15 protein-coding genes and 1 tRNA gene are annotated in these 18,418 nt (G+C 73.1%); 2 read left to right on the top strand and 14 right to left on the bottom strand.

Going from position 1 to position 18,418, the window contains the following annotated elements:
• Positions 1-74: 74 nt before the first annotated feature.
• On the top strand, positions 75-1,451 hold the full coding sequence (locus tag AGRA3207_RS08510) for a PAS domain-containing protein (RefSeq protein WP_231334016.1): 1,377 nt from the start codon (positions 75-77) through the stop codon (positions 1,449-1,451).
• Positions 1,452-1,471: 20 nt separating this feature from the next.
• On the opposite strand, the gene AGRA3207_RS08515 is transcribed toward AGRA3207_RS08510, so the two are convergent.
• The 7 genes from AGRA3207_RS08515 to AGRA3207_RS08545 all read right to left on the bottom strand — a co-directional run bounded on the left by AGRA3207_RS08515 (position 1,472) and on the right by AGRA3207_RS08545 (position 7,156).
• The gene (locus AGRA3207_RS08515; protein ID WP_231334017.1) at positions 1,472-2,122 is read right to left on the bottom strand and encodes a response regulator; all 651 of its coding nucleotides are present in this window, start codon (positions 2,120-2,122) and stop codon (positions 1,472-1,474) included.
• 120 nt (positions 2,123-2,242) lie between these two features.
• On the bottom strand, positions 2,243-3,286 hold the full coding sequence (locus tag AGRA3207_RS08520; protein ID WP_231334018.1) for a pentapeptide repeat-containing protein: 1,044 nt from the start codon (positions 3,284-3,286) through the stop codon (positions 2,243-2,245).
• A gap of 545 nt (positions 3,287-3,831) precedes the next feature.
• Positions 3,832-3,904 (bottom strand) — tRNA-Ala (locus AGRA3207_RS08525).
• Positions 3,905-3,988: 84 nt separating this feature from the next.
• Positions 3,989-4,651, bottom strand: a complete 663-nt coding sequence (locus AGRA3207_RS08530; protein WP_231334019.1) for a histidine phosphatase family protein — start codon at positions 4,649-4,651, stop codon at positions 3,989-3,991.
• Positions 4,644-5,057 carry a ribosome silencing factor gene (gene rsfS, locus AGRA3207_RS08535; RefSeq protein ID WP_231334020.1) on the bottom strand — a complete coding sequence of 138 codons (414 nt, stop codon included), beginning with the start codon at positions 5,055-5,057 and terminating at the stop codon, positions 4,644-4,646. The genes AGRA3207_RS08530 and rsfS overlap by 8 nt, the downstream gene beginning before the upstream one ends.
• Before the next feature lie 149 nt (positions 5,058-5,206).
• Positions 5,207-5,809: a nicotinate-nucleotide adenylyltransferase gene (nadD, locus tag AGRA3207_RS08540; protein ID WP_231334021.1), complete on the bottom strand. Its 603-nt coding sequence runs from the start codon at positions 5,807-5,809 to the stop codon at positions 5,207-5,209.
• A gap of 60 nt (positions 5,810-5,869) precedes the next feature.
• Positions 5,870-7,156 carry a phenylacetate--CoA ligase family protein gene (locus tag AGRA3207_RS08545; RefSeq protein ID WP_231334022.1) on the bottom strand — a complete coding sequence of 429 codons (1,287 nt, stop codon included), beginning with the start codon at positions 7,154-7,156 and terminating at the stop codon, positions 5,870-5,872.
• A 186-nt stretch (positions 7,157-7,342) separates the two neighbouring features.
• Here AGRA3207_RS08545 and AGRA3207_RS08550 point away from each other — a divergent pair, with 186 nt between their 5' ends.
• A complete protein-coding gene (locus tag AGRA3207_RS08550; RefSeq protein ID WP_231334023.1) occupies positions 7,343-8,383 on the top strand; it encodes a M48 family metallopeptidase in 1,041 nt (346 codons plus the stop codon).
• Between the two features lie 106 nt (positions 8,384-8,489).
• Here AGRA3207_RS08550 and AGRA3207_RS08555 read toward each other — a convergent pair whose 3' ends face one another.
• The 7 genes from AGRA3207_RS08555 to AGRA3207_RS08585 all read right to left on the bottom strand — a co-directional run bounded on the left by AGRA3207_RS08555 (position 8,490) and on the right by AGRA3207_RS08585 (position 18,261).
• Positions 8,490-10,280: a TIGR03767 family metallophosphoesterase gene (locus AGRA3207_RS08555; protein ID WP_231334024.1), complete on the bottom strand. Its 1,791-nt coding sequence runs from the start codon at positions 10,278-10,280 to the stop codon at positions 8,490-8,492.
• Positions 10,281-10,349: 69 nt separating this feature from the next.
• On the bottom strand, positions 10,350-11,606 hold the full coding sequence (locus tag AGRA3207_RS08560) for a glutamate-5-semialdehyde dehydrogenase (RefSeq protein ID WP_231334025.1): 1,257 nt from the start codon (positions 11,604-11,606) through the stop codon (positions 10,350-10,352).
• Positions 11,603-12,730: a glutamate 5-kinase gene (proB, locus tag AGRA3207_RS08565; RefSeq protein WP_231334026.1), complete on the bottom strand. Its 1,128-nt coding sequence runs from the start codon at positions 12,728-12,730 to the stop codon at positions 11,603-11,605. Before proB ends, AGRA3207_RS08560 begins: the two co-directional genes overlap by 4 nt.
• Positions 12,731-12,752: 22 nt before the next feature.
• Positions 12,753-14,150, bottom strand: a complete 1,398-nt coding sequence (obgE, locus tag AGRA3207_RS08570; protein WP_231334027.1) for a GTPase ObgE — start codon at positions 14,148-14,150, stop codon at positions 12,753-12,755.
• Between the two features lie 92 nt (positions 14,151-14,242).
• Positions 14,243-14,500, bottom strand: a complete 258-nt coding sequence (gene rpmA / locus AGRA3207_RS08575; RefSeq protein ID WP_231334028.1) for a 50S ribosomal protein L27 — start codon at positions 14,498-14,500, stop codon at positions 14,243-14,245.
• 12 nt (positions 14,501-14,512) lie between these two features.
• Complete coding sequence (gene rplU / locus AGRA3207_RS08580; RefSeq protein WP_067461273.1) at positions 14,513-14,827, bottom strand: 50S ribosomal protein L21; 315 nt, start codon at positions 14,825-14,827, stop codon at positions 14,513-14,515.
• 290 nt (positions 14,828-15,117) lie between these two features.
• A complete protein-coding gene (locus AGRA3207_RS08585; RefSeq protein WP_231334029.1) occupies positions 15,118-18,261 on the bottom strand; it encodes a ribonuclease E/G in 3,144 nt (1,047 codons plus the stop codon).
• Positions 18,262-18,418: the final 157 nt, after the last annotated feature.

Below are 18,418 nucleotides of genomic sequence, written 5' to 3' on the forward strand. Positions count from 1 at the left end.
CGCCCCCCACCGTGACGAGGTATTCCCGTGTCGGATGTCCCATGACACCGCAGGCGGCCGACCCGGTCACGCGGTTGCTGCTCGTCGGCGACATGCCATCGAGCGACCCGGTTTGGGGGGCGCTGCCCGAAATGGGTTTCGACATCGTCCACGCACCCGACGAGCGGACACTGGCGGCCGCGTTGGCGGAGATGTCATTCGGCCTGGCGCTCCTCGGGCTCGGCGACGAGGAAAAGACACTGGCCGCATGCCGGACGATCCGCGCACATCCCGGGCATGGCGGAATCTATATCTTGATCCTGCTCTACGACGAACTCCGCGACCAGATAGGCCGGGCCTTCCGCGCGGGTGCGAACGACGTCGTGGTGGGCCATCCGCTTCGCATGCTGGAACTGGAGGCCCGGCTGGCGGCGGGGGTCCGCAACGCGCATCTGCTGCAAAGTGAATCACGCCTGCGGACACTGATCGCCAACGTGCCCGGCGCGATCTACCGCTGTGCCAATGACCGCAACTGGACGATGAATCTGATCAGCGATGATATCCAGCGCATTTCCGGCTATCCGTCCAGTGATTTCATCGACAGCGCGGTGCGGACCTTCTCCAGTGTCATTCATCCGGACGATCGCGGGCAGGTCGAACACGATGTCGAGGCCGCGACCTCCGAGGGCCGGCCGTTCGCCCTGGAATACCGGATCGTCCGCCGGGACGGGACGATCGCCTGGGTATTGGAACGCGGACGGCAGGTCCGCGACGGCACCGGCCGTATCTGGCTCGACGGGGTGATATTCGACGTCAGCGACCGCAAACAGGCCGAGCAGCGGTTACACGAGTCGGAGCGCCGGCTCGCCGTCGCGCGCGACCGCGAACGCATCGCCCGCGCGTTGCACGACGGCGTGATCCAGGTGCTCTTCGGCGTCGGCACGATGCTGCGCAACGCGCAGGGCACCGCGCACCAGGCCGACAGGGTCCGCAGATGCCTCGCGACCGGCATCGACCGCATCGACTCGGTGATCAACGACCTTCGCGGCTACGTCCTGGAACTGCGTCCCGGACTGCTGGCCGACCGTCAGCTGCACGACGCCATCGCCCTGATGGCCGCCGAGTTCGAGGACGAGAGCGGCATCGTCACCGCCATCGACGTCGCCGCGACGGTCGCCGCGGGGCTGACCGGGCACGCCGAGGACGTCCTGCTGATCATTTGCGAGGCGCTGTCCAACGTGCGCCGTCACGCCGAGGCGGCCACCTGCCGGGTGACCCTGAAGCGGATCGACGGCACGGCGACGCTGGAGATCGACGACGACGGCCGCGGTTTCGACCCGGCCCAGGTGAGCAGGCGCGGCCAGGGGCTGCGCAACCTCGCCGAGCGGGTCGACCAGATCGGGGGCCGCCTGGACATCCACAGCGGACCGGCCGGGACCACCGTCCGGGTGAGGCTCGAACCCGCGGGCTGAGCACGCCTCGAACCGCCGGGTCAGACCTGCCCGGAACCGCGGCGGACGAAATAGACGGCGGCCTGCGCACGTCCGGTCAGGCCCAGCTTGCCGAGGATGCTCGACACGTAGTTCCGCACCGTCTTCTCGGTGAGGTTCAGTTCCGCGCCGATCTGCTTGTTGGTCAGACCTTCCGCCATCAGCGCGAGCACACGGTTCTGCTGTGCGGACAGCTCGGCGACCCGGTCCTCTTTCGCTCCGGTGGCGTCCAGGGGCGGCTGCCGCCCGGCGGTCGCCCACCGCAGCAGCGCGCTCGCCAGCTCCGGATCGATGAGGCTGCCCCCGTCCCGGAGCACATGGATGGCCGTGACCAGCTCGTCGCCCTGGATCCGTTTGAGCACGAACCCCGAGGCGCCCGCCAGGATCGACGAGAAGCGCGCCTCCTGGTCGTCCGACGCGGTGAGCATCAGCACCCTGATCTCCGCGTGCCGGCCGCGGATCTCCCGGGTGGCCTCGATCCCGCTGCTGTCGCCCAGATCGACGTCCATCACGACGATGTCCGGACGGTGCTCGTCGGCCGCGGCGACCGCGCCGTCGGCCGACTCCGCCTCCGCGACCACCGCGATGTCGGCGTGCGCCTCCAGCAGCGCGCGGATCCCCTGCCGGACCAGATCATGATCGTCGACCAACATCACCCGCACCGGCGCCACGCCTCAAGCTTGACACAGCCCTGCGCACCGGCCCAGAGGCGAGAAGCGGCCAACGGCGTCACCGCTGCCTGGTCGAGTGTCTCTGGCATGGCGGGATGCCGCTCATTCGAACTTGGCGCCGCTCACCGTCTTGGCCGCGCGGCGGATATCCGCCGGTGGCATCCCTTTGGCCCCCCGGAGGTCGGCATTGGCCAGGTCGGCTCCCTGGAGATCGGTGAGAGTCGAGGCGAAGCCGTGCTTGCTCCTCCAAAGGACGAGGGCGCTCAGGTTCGCCCCGCGCAGGTCGGATCCATGGAGGTCGGCGTTCCGGAGAACGGCCGCGCTCAGGACGGCCCCCGACAGGTCGGCCTCATGAAGGTCGGCTCCCTCCAGCCGGGCCGTCGTGAGGTCCGCACCAGAGAGGTCGGCCTTGTCCAGTTGTTCTCCTTTGAGATCGACCTCGCGCAGGCCCGCCCCGGAGAGGTTCGCGCCGTTGAGATGCGCGCGCGCTTTCAGCAGCAGGGGGATCGTCTCGCCCAGCTCCATCCCGTGCAGGTCCAGCGGTTCCTCGACACCCCACCACTCTCCGAGGTCGCCCAACACGTGCAACGCGGCGCGCACGTCCACCGACGGGACGGGCCGCCCGCCACCGGCCGGCCGCCGCGCGTCCGTGCGAATGTGCTCGTGCACGTAGGTGGCCAGCACGTTGGCGATGGCCGTTCGGTCACGGTCGGAGTCGTGGGCCAGCCGGCCGAGTGCGTAGATCGCACCGGTCCGCGCTTCCCGGGACTCGCGGTTGCCGAGTTGCTCCACCGTCCGTGAGTAGCGGTCGGTGATCTGCGCCTCCTGCGTGGCTCGCAAGGTCTGCGCGGTGTAGACCAGGCTCAACGCGGTGAACGCCACACCGACCAGCACCCCGAGGCTGCTCAGCATCTGAGCCAGCGACTGGGTGCGCTGCACCCGGAGATCCTCGCGCTCCTTCACCGGCAGCGCGGCGAGTTCCGCCGCCCGCGCCCGGCGCATCTCCCGCATCAGGGGATTAAGCCACGTGACCAACGCCCAGACGGTGAAACCGATGCCCAGGCCGACGGGGATCGCGTACCACCGGTACTCCGGGCTGCTCGCCCACGACCACGCCGCCGCAGATCCTGCGACGAGGCCCGTCACGACGCCAAGACGCCGCAGCAGCGGGTACCGTACCCGCCGCCACAGCCTGTAGAGAGGGTCCTCGAACGACTCGTTCCTCAGTTCGGAACGATCATCGCCGCCATCCGCCGACTCGTTGCCCGGAGCGTTCCCCACTCAATCTATTAAGGTCGGGCAACGCGACGCTGTCCTCCCATTCCACGGACCTGAAGTGGTCAGCCCCACCGCGCCCGCCCTCGGCGTGGCCGTCTCCAAAGCCGCCGAGCCGTGACCGCCACCAGGTGGCGGGCGCTGCTGCTGGGCATCACCCTGGCCCCAGCCTGGATCACCCTGATCACCGCGCTCGCACGGCCCGGCGTGGACTGCGCACTTCGTAACGCAGAGTAGCCTTTTGGAGCTGGTCGCGTCTTCCGGGGGCGGAGCGGAGCTCCGCATCGCGCGAAGCGCGCCGGGGGCGTGGGGGCGGAGCCCCCACATCGGGGGTTCCAGGGGGTCGCCCCCCTGGGAAAACACAGCGGGCCCCGGCGAAGCCGAGCAAAGCTCGGCGAGTACCAAGGCCCGACCCGTGGAGCTATGGGGATTCGAACCCCAGACCTCCTCCATGCCATGGAGGCGCGCTACCAACTGCGCCATAGCCCCGCCGCTGCGTGGACGTTCATCCCGCAGCGCCTCGCCAGTGTATAGGACTTGGGGTGCTGGTCTCGAATCGTTTGGGTGGGGGCGTCAGGCGCCGTTGTCGGTGCGGTCGTCGCCGAGGACGGGCTCGGGGAGGGTGCCGGCGTTGTGCTCGGCGAGGCGCCAGCCGCCGATGCGCATTTCGGTGAGGACGGACCAGCAGCAGTTGGAGAGGCCGCCGAGGCGTTCCCAGACCTCTTCGGGGAGGCCGAGGAGGTGGGACATGCCGAGGCGGAGGGCGGCGCCGTGGGAGGCGACGACGAGCCGCCCGGTGGGGGGCAGCTCGTCGACGGCACGTTCGAGTGCGGTTCCGACGCGTTTGGCGACCTGGGCGCTGGTCTCCCCGCCGGGGGGCTGCCAGGCGGCGTGCTCGGCGGGGTAGCGTTCGCGGATCTCGCGGGAGGTGAGGCCCTCCCACTCGCCGCCGTCCCGTTCGATCAGGTCCTTGTCGTAGCGGACGGGGAGGCCGGTGAGGGCCCCGAGCGTCCGGGCGGTGTCGGCGGCGCGGCGGAGCGGGGAGGCGAGCAGGTCGGTGGGCTGGAGCGCGGCGAGGAGCCCCGCGGCGCGCTCGGCCTGCCGGACGCCGGTCTCGTCCAGGGGGATGTCGGTCTTGCCCTGGAAGCGGCGTTCGACGTTCCAGGCGGTCTGGCCGTGCCGCCAGAGCACGAGCGTGCGCCGTCCCGGCTCGCGGGCGGGTCGGGCGTCACTCACTCGCGCTCCCGACGGCCCGGGCGCGCTGCGCCTGGTGGAGGGTGACGCTGTCCGGCAGGTCGAGGAGGGGGCAGTCCTTCCACAGCCGTTCGAGGGCGTAGAAGAGGCGGTCCTCCTCGTGCTGGATGTGCACGATGATGTCCGCGTAGTCCAGCAGCACCCAGCGGCCTTCGCGTTCGCCCTCGCGGCGGACGGGCTTGGCGCCCGCCTCCTCCCGCAGCCGCTTCTCGACCTCGTCCACGATGGCGCGGACCTGGCGGTCGTTGGGCGCGGAGCAGAGCACGAACGCGTCGGTGATGACGAGCTGCTCGCTCACGTCGTAGGCAAGAATGTCGTCGGCCAGCTTGTCGCCCGCCGCCTCCGCGGCGATCCGGACCAGCTGCGCTGCCCTGTCCGATGCGGTCACGATGCGCTCGCGATCCTCCCTGTAGGGGCCATGTCCGGTACACCATCTCACGGGTGACGGACGCCGGCCCTGATTGTCGTCCTCCGGCCGCGACGTCCCGCTGCCCCGTCCCCTCCAGGGTATGCGGCCGGGCGGGTGTGCCGCGCAGGTCAGGCGGCGTGGGGGCGGTAGAGGTCGCGTTTGTTGATGTACTGGACGATCCCGTCTGGAACGAGGTACCAGATGGGCTCGCCGGAGCCGACGCGCTCGCGGCACTCGGTGGAGGAGATCGACAGGGCGGGGACCTCCATGAGGGAGACGCGCCCGTTGGGCAGCCCGGGGTCGGCGAGGCGGTGGCCGGGGCGGGTGACGCCGATGAAGTGGGCGAGCTCGAACAGCTCGTCGGTGTCGTGCCAGGTGAGCATCTTCTCCAGGGCGTCGGCGCCGGTGATGAAGAACAGCTCGGCGCCGGGTCCCTGGAGTTCGCGCATGTCACGGAGGGTGTCGACGGTGTAGGTGGGGCCGGGCCGGTCGATGTCGATGCGGCTGACCGAGAAGCGGGGGTTGGACGCGGTGGCGATCACGGCCATGAGGTAGCGGTCCTCGGCCGCGGCGACCTTGCGGCCCTCCTTGTGGGAGGACAGGCCGGTGGGGACGAAGACGACCTCGTCGAGGGAGTAGAAGTGGGCCACCTCGCTGGCGGCGACGAGGTGCCCGTGGTGGATCGGGTCGAACGTGCCGCCCATGATCCCCAGCCGCCGCTTTTGCGTCATGGCGACGAGAATAGCCAGCGGGTGCGGTGCCCGGGACGCCCGCCCCGCCGATCACGGGGGTCAGCCGAGGCCGGGCAGCGGCGGGAGACCGTCCTCCCAGGTGACGACGCGGACGGCCTTGCCGGTCTCGACGCGGGGCACGGTCCCGGACGGCAGTGTGAACACCTCGGCGGTGAGGCCCAGGGACTCGTGCAGCGTGTGGACGAGCTCGTCGCGGGGGTCGCCGGACAGCGCCTCGCAGGCGACGAGGAGCCGGACGGCGGGGCTGCGCCTGTCCACCACGAGCTGGTAGTGGGGGGCGACGAGCCCGGATCCGAGCAGGACGCGCTCGACCTCGCTCGGGTAGACGTTCACCCCCCGGACGACGATCATGTCGTCGGCCCGTCCGATGATCTTGCTCATCCGGACGAGGGTCCTGCCGCACGCGCACGCGCGGCGGTCGAGGGACGCGAGGTCGCCCGTCCGGTACCGCAGCAGGGGCAGCGCCTGCTTGGTCGGGGTGGTGAAGACGAGCTCGCCGGGCGTGCCGTCCTCGACGGGATCCCCGGTGGAGGGGTCCACGACCTCGACGACGAAGTGGTCCTCGTTGACGTGCAGCCCGTCCTGTTCCAGGCACTCGGCGGCGACGCCGGGACCGATGACCTCCGACAGGCCGTAGATGTCCATCGCCTTGATCGGCAGGACGCGCTCGATCGCCGCGCGCAGCTCCTCCGACCAGGGCTCGGCGCCGAACAGGCCCGCCTTCAGCGCGTGCGGCTCGACCCCGGCCTCGGCGGCCGCCTCGCCGAGCCGCAGCGCGTACGCGGGCGTGCAGGTCAGGATGTCGGGGCGCAGGTCGGCGAGCATCCGGACCTGCCGGTCGGTCATCCCGCCGGACATCGGCACGACGGTCGCGCCGAGCGCCACCGCGCCCTGGTGGACGCCGATGCCGCCGGTGAACAGGCCGTAGCCGTAGGCGTTGTGGACGATGCTCCCCGGCCCCGCGCCCGCGCACGACAGTGACCGCGCGCACATCGCCGCCCACAGGTCGAGGTCGGCCCTGGTGTAGGCGACGAGCGTGGGCCGCCCGCGCGTCCCGCTGGACCCGTGCACCGCGGCGACCTGGTCGCGGGGGACGGCGAGCATCCCGAAGGGGTAGTGGTCCCAGAGGTCCTGCTTGGTGGTGAAGGGCAGCCGCCCGAGTCCCGCGAGGGTCACGTCGGAGCCGCCGGAGACGCCCGCGTCCTTGAGCCGCCTGCCCTGCACGCCGCCCGCGGCGAGGAGCCGGTCGACCAGCCCCCAGAGCCTGTGGCGCTGGAGCGCGGCCCGCTCGTCGACGGACATCGCCTCGGCTTTGGGGTCGAACATCGGACGCCTCCCGGGGCCGGAGCCGGAAGGGGTTCCCGCGTCGGGGAACCCTGCGGCACGGTGGTTCGTCGGAACTACCATGCCAGACATGGCGTCGTCCACATCCGCTTGTCCCAGCCTGCAACGGCCTGGCGCCGCCTTCCCTCCCGCCGGGAGGCGGGGCTCTGCACGACCAGGAGGTCAGACATGACGGAGAACGCCCCGGACAGGGCGCGCACGCGGTTCCCCGGAATCAGCTCCCGGGCCTACGAACACCCCGCGGACCGGTCGGCGCTGGTCGCGCTGCGGTCGCTGTCGGGGTTCGACGTCGTCCTGCGCAAGCTGTCGGGCCTGATCAACGAGCGGGCGCTGCGGCTGATGTTCCTCGGCGGGACGGTGCGCGTCGGCGAGGACCAGTTCCGCAACGTCTACGACATGGTCCGCGACGCCTCCTACATCCTGGACCTGCCGGAAGTCCCGGAGCTGTACGTCAGGCAGGACCCGACGCCGAACGCGATGGCGATCGGCTCCGACCACCCATTCATCGTCCTGAACACCGGGCTGATCGACCTGCTGGACGAGGAGGAGCTGCGGTTCGTCGTCGCCCACGAGGTCGGGCACATCCTGTCGGGGCACGCGGTCTACCAGACGATGATGCAGATCCTCCTCCAGCTCGGCTCCCGGCTGGCGTGGCTGCCGCTCGGGAACATCGGCATCGGGGCGATCATCATCGGGCTGCGGGAGTGGTTCCGGAAGGCGGAGCTGTCGGCGGACCGGGCGGGGCTCCTCGCCGGGCAGGACCTGGACGCGGCGAAGCGCACCCACATGAAGCTCGCCGGCGGCACCCGGCTGACGGAGATGAGCAGCGAGGCGTTCCTGGAGCAGGCCCGCGAGTACGACGCGGCCGGCGACGTCCGGGACGGGCTGCTGAAGTTCCTGAACCTGCTGCCGCAGTCGCACCCGTACGCGGTGATCCGGTTCGCCGAGATCGACCGGTGGGCGAAGGGCGGCGAGTACGAGCGGATCCTCGCGGGCGACTACCCGCGCCGCGACGACGACGGGGACGCCTCGGTGACCGAGGAGATCCGCAACGCCGCCAAGTCCTACCGGGAGTCGTGGGAGCGGACGGCCGACCCGTTCGTCGGCAAGGTCCGCGACATGGCGGACGCGGCCGCGGGCGCCGCGGGCGGCCTGTTCGACCGGTTCGGCGGCCGCCGCGACGGCGGGCCCACCGACAGCGCGAACTGACCGCCGCATCGGGACGCGTTCGCACGACGCGGTCCCGGGCCGGGACGGGGAAGGACGGGGCCGCCGCGACACGGACGCGGCGGCCCTACCCGTCCGCGGGATGTCCTCAGAAGGGCGCGGGGACGAGCAGTTCGACGTTGCGGTCGGTGAGGTCCCCGCGCCGGTCCTCCTCGCGTTCCTGCCAGTCGTTGCCCGCGAGCTCCCGCGACAGCGACGCCAGCCGGATCGTGTCGGTGAGGCGGCCGCCGTAGGAGGCGGGCCCGGCGGAGTCCAGGACGGTCGCGAAGACCGACAGGGTGCCGTCGGCGTTGTCGGCGATCTCGATGATGCGGCTCTGCTGCGGGAAGTCGATGTGCGCGGCGGTGTTGACCTCCCAGAACCCTCCCCCGCCCTTCCGTGCGTGCGGGATGACCTGGTTGCGGTGCGTGTGCCCGTTCACCCACAGGACGACGTTGGGGTAGCGCAGCAGGAGGGCCTTCACCTCGTCCCCGAGGACGCGGCCGCCGCCGAGGGAGTTCTCCATCGAGCCGATCGGATGATGGCTGAACAGCACGAACAGCCTGTCCTTGACGTCGTGCTGCACGGCGGTGCCGTCCGGGCGGAGGTAGCGGCGGCTGCCCGCCTTGAGCTGGGCCTCCAGCCAGGCGACCTGTGCCCGGTCGAGCGACCCCTCCGCGTAGCCGTTCGGGTTGACGGTGTCGAGGACGAGGCCGCGCACGGTCCCCTGGTCGAACGCGTAGTAGGCCGTCCCGTCCCGGAGGTTGGCCTGGGTGAAGCCGTGGCCGCGCAGGGAGGCGCTCGTCCGGAAGTGCTCGGCGACGACCTCGGCGCGCGTCAGCAGCCGGCGGTCCGGGTCGGGGGTGACCGGGCGGAACAGGCCGCCCGCGCCGCCGCGCTCGCGGCTGAGCCGGACCAGTTCGGCCGCGTCGGCGTCGCGGAGCATGCGGGCGAGGCGCGCCGCCTGGGCGTCGGACGCCGGCGCGCCGATCTTGATGCGCCCGGTCGCGAGGCCCGACAGCAGCGGGTTCACGGGCAGGTTGCCCTGGACGAGGCCGTCGTGGTTGCCGAACGCCGCCAGCCACGGCGACGCGAGGCCCGCGGCCTGGAACGGGCGGCGGGCGGCGTCGATGAGCCCCGCGACGCGCGGGAAGCCGAACCGGCCGGCCGGGATGTCGGCCTCGGCGCCGTCCGGAGGGCCGTCCGGGTGCCAGAAGGCGCGGTCGTAGGACACATGGTCCATGACGCCCTCGTACCGGCCGGGGTCGCCGGAGTCGGGACGGATCCGCCCGCCGTCCAGGAGGTCGATGATCCAGCGGACCTCGTTGTACTGCACGTTGTCGGCGGCGTCGCCGGTGTTGATGGTGAACGCGAGGCCGAGCCCGGTCGCGGGGCCGCGCCCGACCCTGTTCAGGGCCTGCACCATGGCGTCGGCGACCTGGGTGCTGAGGATCTCCTGCGGGCGGTACGCGCCCTCGACCGGCAGGGGGGCCGGCCCGTCCTTGAGCCGGTCGAGGAACTCGACGCGGGCCGGGGACTGCGCGTCGATGACGTGCACGTCGGTGAGGTGCCCGAACGCGAGGACGCCGCGCCGGGCGGCGGCGCGGCCCGCGGAGGCGGCGCCGCCGAGGTCGCGGCGGAGCAGGTGCGGCTCGCCGGGCCCGGCGACGACCGGCCGGTATCCGCCGGCACCGGCCGCGCCGAGCCGGTACGTGCCGTCGAGGGTGGTGCCGGCGACGGGCCCGCGCAGTGCGGGCCCGGCCACGGCGGACGCGGAGGTGGGCGCGGCGGGGGACGCGGACAGGGCACGCGCGGGGAACGCGGCCAGTCCCGTCGAGGCGATACCCGCGCCGAGCGCGGCGCCCTTGAGGACGCGGCGGCGGCTGTACTCACGAGTCACAGTCGTGAATCAGACCACAGCCGCCATCGTTACAACAATGGTCAATAACGGTCACCACGGGGGTCGTGGTCAGCCGCGCACATGCCCCTCGCCGGTCACCACGTACTTGGTGGACGTCAGCTCCGGCAGGCCCATCGGCCCGCGCGCGTGCAGCTTCTGCGTCGAGATGCCGATCTCGGCGCCGAACCCGAACTCCTCGCCGTCGGTGAAGCGCGTCGAGGCGTTCACCATCACCGCCGCCGAGTCGACGAGGGCCACGAAACGCCGCGCCGCCGGCTGCGAGGCCGTGACGATCGCCTCGGTGTGCCCCGACCCGTAGGCGCGGATGTGCGCCACGGCGTCCTCCAGGCTGTCGACGACCCGTCCGGCGATGTCGAGGGAGAGGTACTCGGCGTACCAGTCGTCCTCGGTCGCCTCCACCACGTCGTCGCCGTACGCCCGCATCCGCTCGTCGCCATGCACGGTCACGCCCGCCTCCCGGAGCGCCTCAAGCGCGCGCGGGACGAACGTGTCCGCGATGTCGGCGTGCACCAGGAACGTCTCGGCCGCGTTGCACACCGACGGACGCTGCGTCTTGGCGTTCAGGAGGATGTCCACGGCCATGTCCACGTCGGCGGCGGCGTCAACGTACACCGCGCAGTTCCCGACGCCCGTCTCGATCACCGGGACGGTCGACTCCTCCACCACCGACGCGATCAGCGAGGCCCCGCCGCGCGGGATCAGGACGTCCACCAGGCCGCGCGCCCGCATCAGGTGCTTCACCGACTCCCGCGACGTCCCCGGGACGAGCTGCACCGCGTCCGCCGGGACATCGGTGCCGCGCAGCGCCTCCTGCATCACCCTCACCAGCGCCGTGTTCGAGTCGTGCGCCGAGGAGGACCCGCGCAGCATCGCCACGTTCCCGCTCTTCAGGCACAGCGCCGCGGCGTCCACCGTGACGTTCGGGCGGCCCTCGTAGATGATCCCGACGACGCCGAGCGGCACCCGCACCTGCCGCAGCTCCAGCCCGTTCGGCAGGACGGTGCCGCGCACCGACTCCCCCACCGGGTCGGGCAGGGCCGCGACCTTGCGGACGGCCTCGGCCATCGCCGTGATCCGCTCCGCGCTCAGGCTCAGCCGGTCGATCATGTACTCGGAGGTGCCGGCCTCCCGCGCCCGCGCGACGTCCGCCTCGTTCGCCTTGACGATCCCGGGGGCGGCGGCGGCCAGCGCGTCCGCGACGGCGTGCAGCGCCGCGTCCTTGGCGGCGCGCGGCAGCGGCGCCAGCCCCGCCGCGGCCTCCCGGGCGCGCCGCGCCACCCGCAGGAACTCCTCGCGCTCGCTCATCGCACGTCCTTCTCTGCCTCGGCCAGGACGACCAGGTCGTCCCGGTGGATTATCTCGCGTTCGTACTCGGGGCCCAGCTCGCGGGCGAGCCAGCGGGTCGAGCGGCCCATCAGGTCCGGGATCTCGGACGCGTCGTAGTTGACCAGCCCGCGCGCGACGACCGCGCCGTCCGCGCCGCACAGGTCGACGGGGTCGCCCGCGGCGAAGTCGCCCTCCACGCCCGTCACACCCGCCGGGAGCAGGGACTTGCCGCGCCGCGCGACCGCCTCGACGGCGCCCGCGTCCAGCAGGATCCGCCCGGCGCCTGTCGTGGCGTGGGCGAGCCAGAGGTGCCGGGTGGAGAGGCGGCGCCCGCCCGCGGGATGGAACAGGGTGCCGACGGGGGCGCCCGCGAGGGCACGCGCGGCGGACGCGGCGTTCGTCAGCACGACCGGGATGCCCGCGATCCGGGCCGCCTCCACCTTGGTGACCATCCCGCCGGTGCCGACCCGGCCGGACCCGCCGAGCTCGATGCCCGCGAGGTCGGACGGCCCGCGCACGTCCGCGACGCGGCGGGCCCCGGGGCGCCTCGGGTCGCCGGTGTAGAGGGCGTCCACGTCCGAGAGCAGGACCAGCGCGTCGGCGCGGATCAGGTGCGCGACGAGCGCGGCGAGGCGGTCGTTGTCACCGAACCGGATCTCGTCGGTGGCGACGGTGTCGTTCTCGTTCACGATCGGCAGCACGCCGAGCGCGAGCAGCTGCGCGAGGGTGCGCTGCGCGTTGCGGTGGTGCGAGCGGCGCATCATGTCGTCGGCGGTGAGCAGCACCTGCCCGACCGTCCGCCCGTGCCGGGCGAACGAGGAGGTGTACCGCGCGAACAGCAGGCCCTGGCCGACGCTCGCCGCCGCCTGCTGGGTCGCGAGGTCCGGCGGGCGGCGGGTGAGGCCGAGCGGCCCGAGGCCCGCGGCGATGGCGCCGGAGGACACGAACACGACCTCGGTGCCCTCGTCGAGGCGCGCGGCGAGGACGTCCACCAGCGCGTCGATGCGGTCGGCGTCGATCGTCCCCGCCGGGGTGGTGAGCGACGACGAACCCGCCTTCACCACGATCCGGCGTGCCTTCGCGATCGTCTCGCGCTCGCTCATGTCGGGCCGTCTCCTCCGGGGGCTAGCGGTGGCCGCCGAGACGGCGGTCGGTGCCGCGGGGGCCGGGGGCGCCCTCGCCCGCGGCGACCTCGGGCTCCCAGTCGAAGACGACCGAGTCGTCCGGGGTGCCGATCAGCACGGTCGCGCCCGGCGCGGCGCCCGCGTCGGCGAGCGCGACCTCCACGCCGAGCCGCGCGAGCCGGTCCGCGAGGTACCCCACGGCCTCCTCGTTGGAGAAGTCGGTCTGCCGCAGCCACCGGACGGGCTTCGTCCCGGTGATCAGGAACGTGTTCTCCCCCATCGGCCTGACCTCGAAGTCGGTGTCCCCCCCGACCGGCTCCGGCCGGATCACCACGCGGGTCGGCTCGGCCGGGGGCAGCGACGCCCGGTGCCGCTCGACCATCGCCGCCATCGCGAACGACAGCTCCCGCAGCCCCTCGTGGGAGGCCGCCGACACCTCGAACACCTGGAGGCCGCGCGCCTCGAACTCGGGCCGGACCATCTCGGCGAGGTCGCGGGCGTCGGGCACGTCCACCTTGTTGAGGACGACGAGGCGCGGCCGGTCCGACAGCGGGCGGTCGCCGAGCGCGCGGTCGTAGGCCCGCAGCTCGCGCTCGATCACCTCGAAGTCGCTGACGGGGTCGCGGCCGGGCTCCATCGTCGCGCAGTCCAGGACGTGCGCGAGCGTGGAGGACCGCTCGATGTGCCGCAGGAACTCCAGGCCGAGGCCCCGGCCCTCGCTGGCGCCCTCGATCAGGCCGGGGACGTCCGCGACCGTGAAGGTCGTGTCGCCCGCGCCGACCACGCCGAGGTTCGGCACCAGCGTCGTGAACGGATAGTCGGCGATCTTCGGCTTGGCCGCCGACAGCGCCGCGATCAGCGACGACTTGCCCGCGCTGGGAAAGCCGACGAGCGCCACGTCCGCGACGCTCTTCAGCTCCAGCACCACGTCGCGCTCGTCGCCCGGCTCGCCGAGCAGCGCGAACCCGGGCGCCTTGCGCTTGGCGGTCGCGAGCGCCGCGTTCCCGAGGCCGCCGCGCCCGCCCTGGGCGACGACGTAGCGGGTGCCCTCGCCGACGAGGTCCGCGAGCACCTCCTCGCCCGACTTCACGACCGTGCCGTCCGGGACGGGCAGGACCACGTCGGCGCCGTCCGCCCCGGTGCGCATACCGCCCTGCCCCGGCTTCCCGTTCCCCGCCTTGCGGTGCGGCCGCCGGTGGTACTCCAGCAGGCTCGCCGCGCCCGGGTCGACGACCAGGACGATGTCGCCGCCCCGGCCGCCGTTCGCGCCGTCGGGGCCGCCGAGCGGCTTGAACTTCTCCCGGTGGATCGAGGCGCAGCCGTTCCCGCCGTTGCCCGCGGCGGCGTGCAGCACCACCCGGTCGACGAACTGCGCGCCCGATCCGGCTCCAGCGGCCACGGTTGACTCTCCCGGTGAGAAGGTGAAGGTGAGAACGGCGAAGGGGCGGACCGTGCCTGGTCCGCCCCTTCGGAAAAACGCTCGCAGGCGGACTACTCCGCCGGCGGGACGATGCTCACGGCGTTGCGGCCGCGGTAACGGCGGAACTCGACGGCTCCCGCGACCAGCGCGAACAGCGTGTCGTCGCCGCCGCGGCCGACGCCGGGGCCGGGGTGGAAGTGGGTGCCGCGCTGCCGGACGATGATCTCTCCGGCGTTGACGAGCTGGCCGCCGTAGCGCTTGACGCCGAGGCGCTTGGCGTTGGAGTCGCGGCCGTTACGGCTGGACGACGCGCCCTTCTTGTGTGCCATCTGACCGCTCCCTTACTTCCCGGCCTTGATACCGGTGATCTTGACCTCGGTGTACGGCTGGCGGTGTCCCATCCGCCGCTTGTAACCGGTCTTGTTCCGGTAGTGCATGATGTTGATCTTCGGGCCCTTGACGGCGCCGAGGATCTCGGCGGTCACCTCGTAGCGCGCGAGGTCGGCCGAGGCGCTGACGACGTCGTCGCCGTCCACGACCAGCAGGGCCGGGAACGTGACGGTCGAGCCGACCTCACCGGCCAGCTTGTCGACCGTCAGCACGTCGCCCGTGGCGACCTTCTCCTGCCTGCCGCCTGCGCGGACAATCGCGTACACCGCGGAAACCCTTCGTCTGCGCGCGCTTCCGGGCTGAACCGGTCCCGCGCGTGGCTCACCAGCCCCCGGATGGGGGCCTACCCCCGGCAGCGGCGCCGAGGGCGGCACACCAGGAGATCCTGGCGCTCTCTGCTGTGCCCCGCCGGATCGGCGGGGTGTGCACCGGCACAGCCCCTGACGGGCTCGCGGTGCGGGTTCGGGCGACGCGCACACGGCGCGCCGAAGGACAAGACTACCGGATGCCCTGACCGGAACGCGAACGCGTCCGGCCAGGGCCCGGTGCTCCGGCCTCAGTCGGAATCGGCCGCCTTGGCGGCGGCACGCGGCCGGCGGACGCGGCGGCGCCGGACGGCGCCGGGCTCGTCGGCGTCCACGGCGGCGGCCCCGTTCGCCTCGGCGGACGGCGCGGACCCGTTGGACTCCGCGGCGCCCGGCTCGGCGCCGTGGTCCTGCGCGCCGCTCGCCTCGGCGCCGTTCGCCTCGGCGGGGGCCGCCGGGGCGGCGTCGGCGGGAGCGGTGCCGGCCGGGGCGGTGCCCGCGGCGGGCGCCTCGGCACCGTCGGCATCGTCGGCGGCGACCGGCTCGTCGGCGGCCAGGGCGCCCGGCGAGGTGCCGGCGACCTCGGCCGCTGCCTCGGCGGCCTCCACCGCGGCCTGCACCGGCGCCTCGTCGGCGTCGACGTCCGGCGGCGGGCCCGCGGGCCGCTTGGCGGGACCGGACTTCTTGGCCCTCGACCGCGCCGGGCGCGCGGGCTCCGGCTCGTCGCGGGGCTCCGGCTCGGACGTCTCCTTGGGCGTGGTCTCGTGCTGGGCCAGCTTCTCCTCGACGGCCCGCTCGACCTCGCCCTTGCGCTTGCGGCGCCGTCCGCCCTCCTTGGCCGACGCCTTGTCCGGCTTCGGCTCGACGGGGGTCAGGTGGACGTGGATGCCGCGCCCGTTGCAGGACTCGCAGGTCTCCGAGAACGCCTCCAGCAGGCCCTGCCCGACCCGCTTGCGGGTCATCTGGACGAGGCCCAGCGAGGTCACCTCGGCCACCTGGTGCTTGGTACGGTCCCTCGACAGGCACTCGACGAGCCGGCGCAGCACCAGGTCGCGGTTGCTCTCCAGCACCATGTCGATGAAGTCGATCACGACGATGCCGCCGATGTCGCGCAGCCGGAGCTGGCGGACGATCTCCTCGGCCGCCTCCAGGTTGTTGCGGGTGACGGTCTCCTCCAGGTTGCCGCCCTGCCCGGTGAACTTCCCGGTGTTGACGTCGATGACCGTCATCGCCTCGGTGCGGTCGATCACCAGCGAGCCGCCCGAGGGCAGCCAGACCTTGCGGTCCAGCGCCTTGGCGATCTGCTCGTCGACGCGGAACGCGCCGAGGACGTCCTGGTCGCCGTCCCAGCGCTCGACGCGCTCGGCGAGGTGCGGCGCGACGTACTCCACGTACTCCGAGACGGTGTCCCAGGCGTCGCCGCCGGACACGACGAGCTTGGAGAAGTCCTCGTTGAAGATGTCGCGGACGACCCGGATCGTCAGGTCCGGCTCGCCGTACAGCAGCGACGGCGCCGAGGCGGTCTTGACCTTCTTCTGGATGTTGTCCCACTGCGCGGCGAGCCGCGACACGTCCCGGGCCAGCTCCTCCTCGGTGGCGCCTTCGGCGGCCGTGCGGACGATCACGCCCGCGTTCTCGGGCATGACCCTCTTGAGGATCGACTTGAGCCGGCTGCGCTCCTTGTCGGGCAGCTTGCGGCTGATGCCGGTCATCGAGCCGTCCGGCACGTACACCAGGTAGCGGCCGGGCAGCGAGACCTGGCTGGTCAGGCGGGCGCCCTTGTGCCCGAGCGGGTCCTTGGTGACCTGGACGAGCACCGACTGGCCGGACTTCAGCGCCGACTCGATCCGGCGGGGCTGGCCCTCCAGCCCGGCGACGTCCCAGTTGACCTCGCCCGCGTACAGGACGGCGTTGCGGCCCTTGCCGATGTCGACGAACGCCGCCTCCATCGACGGCAGCACGTTCTGGACCTTGCCGAGGTAGACGTTCCCGACGTAGGACTGGTGGGTGGCGCGGTTGACGTAGTGCTCGACGAGGACGCCGTCCTCCAGCACGGCGATCTGCGTGCGCTCGCCCTCCTGCCGCACCACCATCACCCGCTCGACGGCCTCGCGGCGCGCCAGGAACTCGGCCTCGGTGATCACCGGCGGGCGGCGGCGGCCCTGCTCGCGGCCCTCGCGGCGGCGCTGCTTCTTGGCCTCCAGCCGCGTCGAGCCCCGCACGGACTGGACCTCGTCCTCCACGGCGCGGGCATCGCGCACGTGCACGACGGTGTTCGGCGGATCGTCGGTGCCGCCCTCGCCGTCGCCCCCGGAGCGGCGCCTGCGGCGGCGCCGGCGGCGGCTCGTGCCGCCCTGGTCGTCGTCGTCCTCGCCGCCCGCGTCCTGCGCGTCGTCCTGCTCGGCCTTGGCGGCCTTCTCCTTGGCCTTGGTCTTGGCGGACCTCGCCTTGCCCGCCTTGGCGGGCTGCTCGTCCTTGGCCTCCTTGGCCTCCTTGGGCTCCTCGGCCTCGGCGGCGTCCTCGGCCTGCGCCTCGTCGTCGACGCCGTCCTTGCCGCGGCCGCGGCCACGGCCGCCCCGGCGGCGGCGCCGGCGCGAGGGCCTGCCGTCGTCCTCGTCGTCGTCCTCGGCCGAGGCCGGGCCGTGCTCGTCACGGTCCTCGGCGGCGGGCTCGGCGGACTTCGGCTCGTCCTTGGGGCGGGTGGGCGTCTCGGCCTTGGGCTGCGGCGGCTGGAAGACGACCATGGGCGGCTGGAACGTCACGCCGGGCACGACGCCGCCCGCGGGCTCGGCCTCGGACACCTGGCCGGCCTCGGCTCCGGGGACCCCGGGCACCCCGGGCACGGACGGGACGTCCGGCTCGTCGGGGGTGACGGGCGCGGCGGCGGCCGCGCGGCGGCGGGTCCGGGTCCGGGCGGAGGTCTTCTCCGCCGGGGCCTCCTCCGGCGAGGTCTCCGCGCCGGTCATCGGGACGGGCTCGGCGGTCTCCGCGGTGCCGCCCTCGTCCTCGGCGGCCCGCGCCGCCCGGGTGCGGGTCCGGGTGCGGGTCCGCTTCGCCGGCGCCTCGGAAGCGGGCTGGGACGCGGGCTGGGACGCGGCCTCGTCGCCGGGAGCGGGCTCCCCCTCCGCGGCGGGCGCGGGCTCGGACGCGGCCGCCCGGCGGACCCTGCGCCTGGGCGCCGGCTCCGGCTCCTGGGCGGGCGAGGGCTCCTCCGCCGAGGCGGGCGGCGCCGCCTGGGCGGGCGCCGCGGGCGCCTCCTCCACGTCCGGCGGCGGCCCGGCCGGGCGGCTCGCGCGGCGGCGCGTGCGCGCGGTCACGTCCGTGCCGGTCGCGGTGTCGTCGTTCTCGTTGCCGGTGCCTTCGGCAGCGGCCGAATCGGCTTCGTTGTCAAGCATGCGGGCAATCTCCCGTCAGGCTCCCGGGCGCGACCGCTGCTCCGCCAGGGGGCGGAACGATGCGGTGCGCCGCACGAGAGCACTCCGTCAGTCGTCGGCGTCGTCACCGCCGGACGGTCGTCCGGCCATGACGACGAAGTCGTCGGGGGCGCGCCCG

Source organism: Actinomadura graeca, assembly GCF_019175365.1.
Classification (GTDB): domain Bacteria; phylum Actinomycetota; class Actinomycetes; order Streptosporangiales; family Streptosporangiaceae; genus Spirillospora; species Spirillospora graeca.

Excerpts from the sequence above, each read along its gene's own strand:
- nadD (WP_231334021.1), bottom strand. The coding sequence starts at position 5,809 with ATGACGCAAAAGCGGCGGCTGGGGATCATGGGCGGCACGTTCGACCCG.
- AGRA3207_RS08545 (WP_231334022.1), bottom strand. The coding sequence starts at position 7,156 with ATGTTCGACCCCAAAGCCGAGGCGATGTCCGTCGACGAGCGGGCCGCG.
- proB (WP_231334026.1), bottom strand. The coding sequence starts at position 12,730 with ATGAGCGAGCGCGAGACGATCGCGAAGGCACGCCGGATCGTGGTGAAG.
- AGRA3207_RS08515 (WP_231334017.1), bottom strand. The coding sequence starts at position 2,122 with ATGTTGGTCGACGATCATGATCTGGTCCGGCAGGGGATCCGCGCGCTG.
- AGRA3207_RS08585 (WP_231334029.1), bottom strand. The coding sequence starts at position 18,261 with ATGCTTGACAACGAAGCCGATTCGGCCGCTGCCGAAGGCACCGGCAAC.
- AGRA3207_RS08560 (WP_231334025.1), bottom strand. The coding sequence starts at position 11,606 with ATGAGCGAGCGCGAGGAGTTCCTGCGGGTGGCGCGGCGCGCCCGGGAG.
- rpmA (WP_231334028.1), bottom strand. The coding sequence starts at position 14,500 with ATGGCACACAAGAAGGGCGCGTCGTCCAGCCGTAACGGCCGCGACTCC.
- AGRA3207_RS08550 (WP_231334023.1), top strand. The coding sequence starts at position 7,343 with ATGACGGAGAACGCCCCGGACAGGGCGCGCACGCGGTTCCCCGGAATC.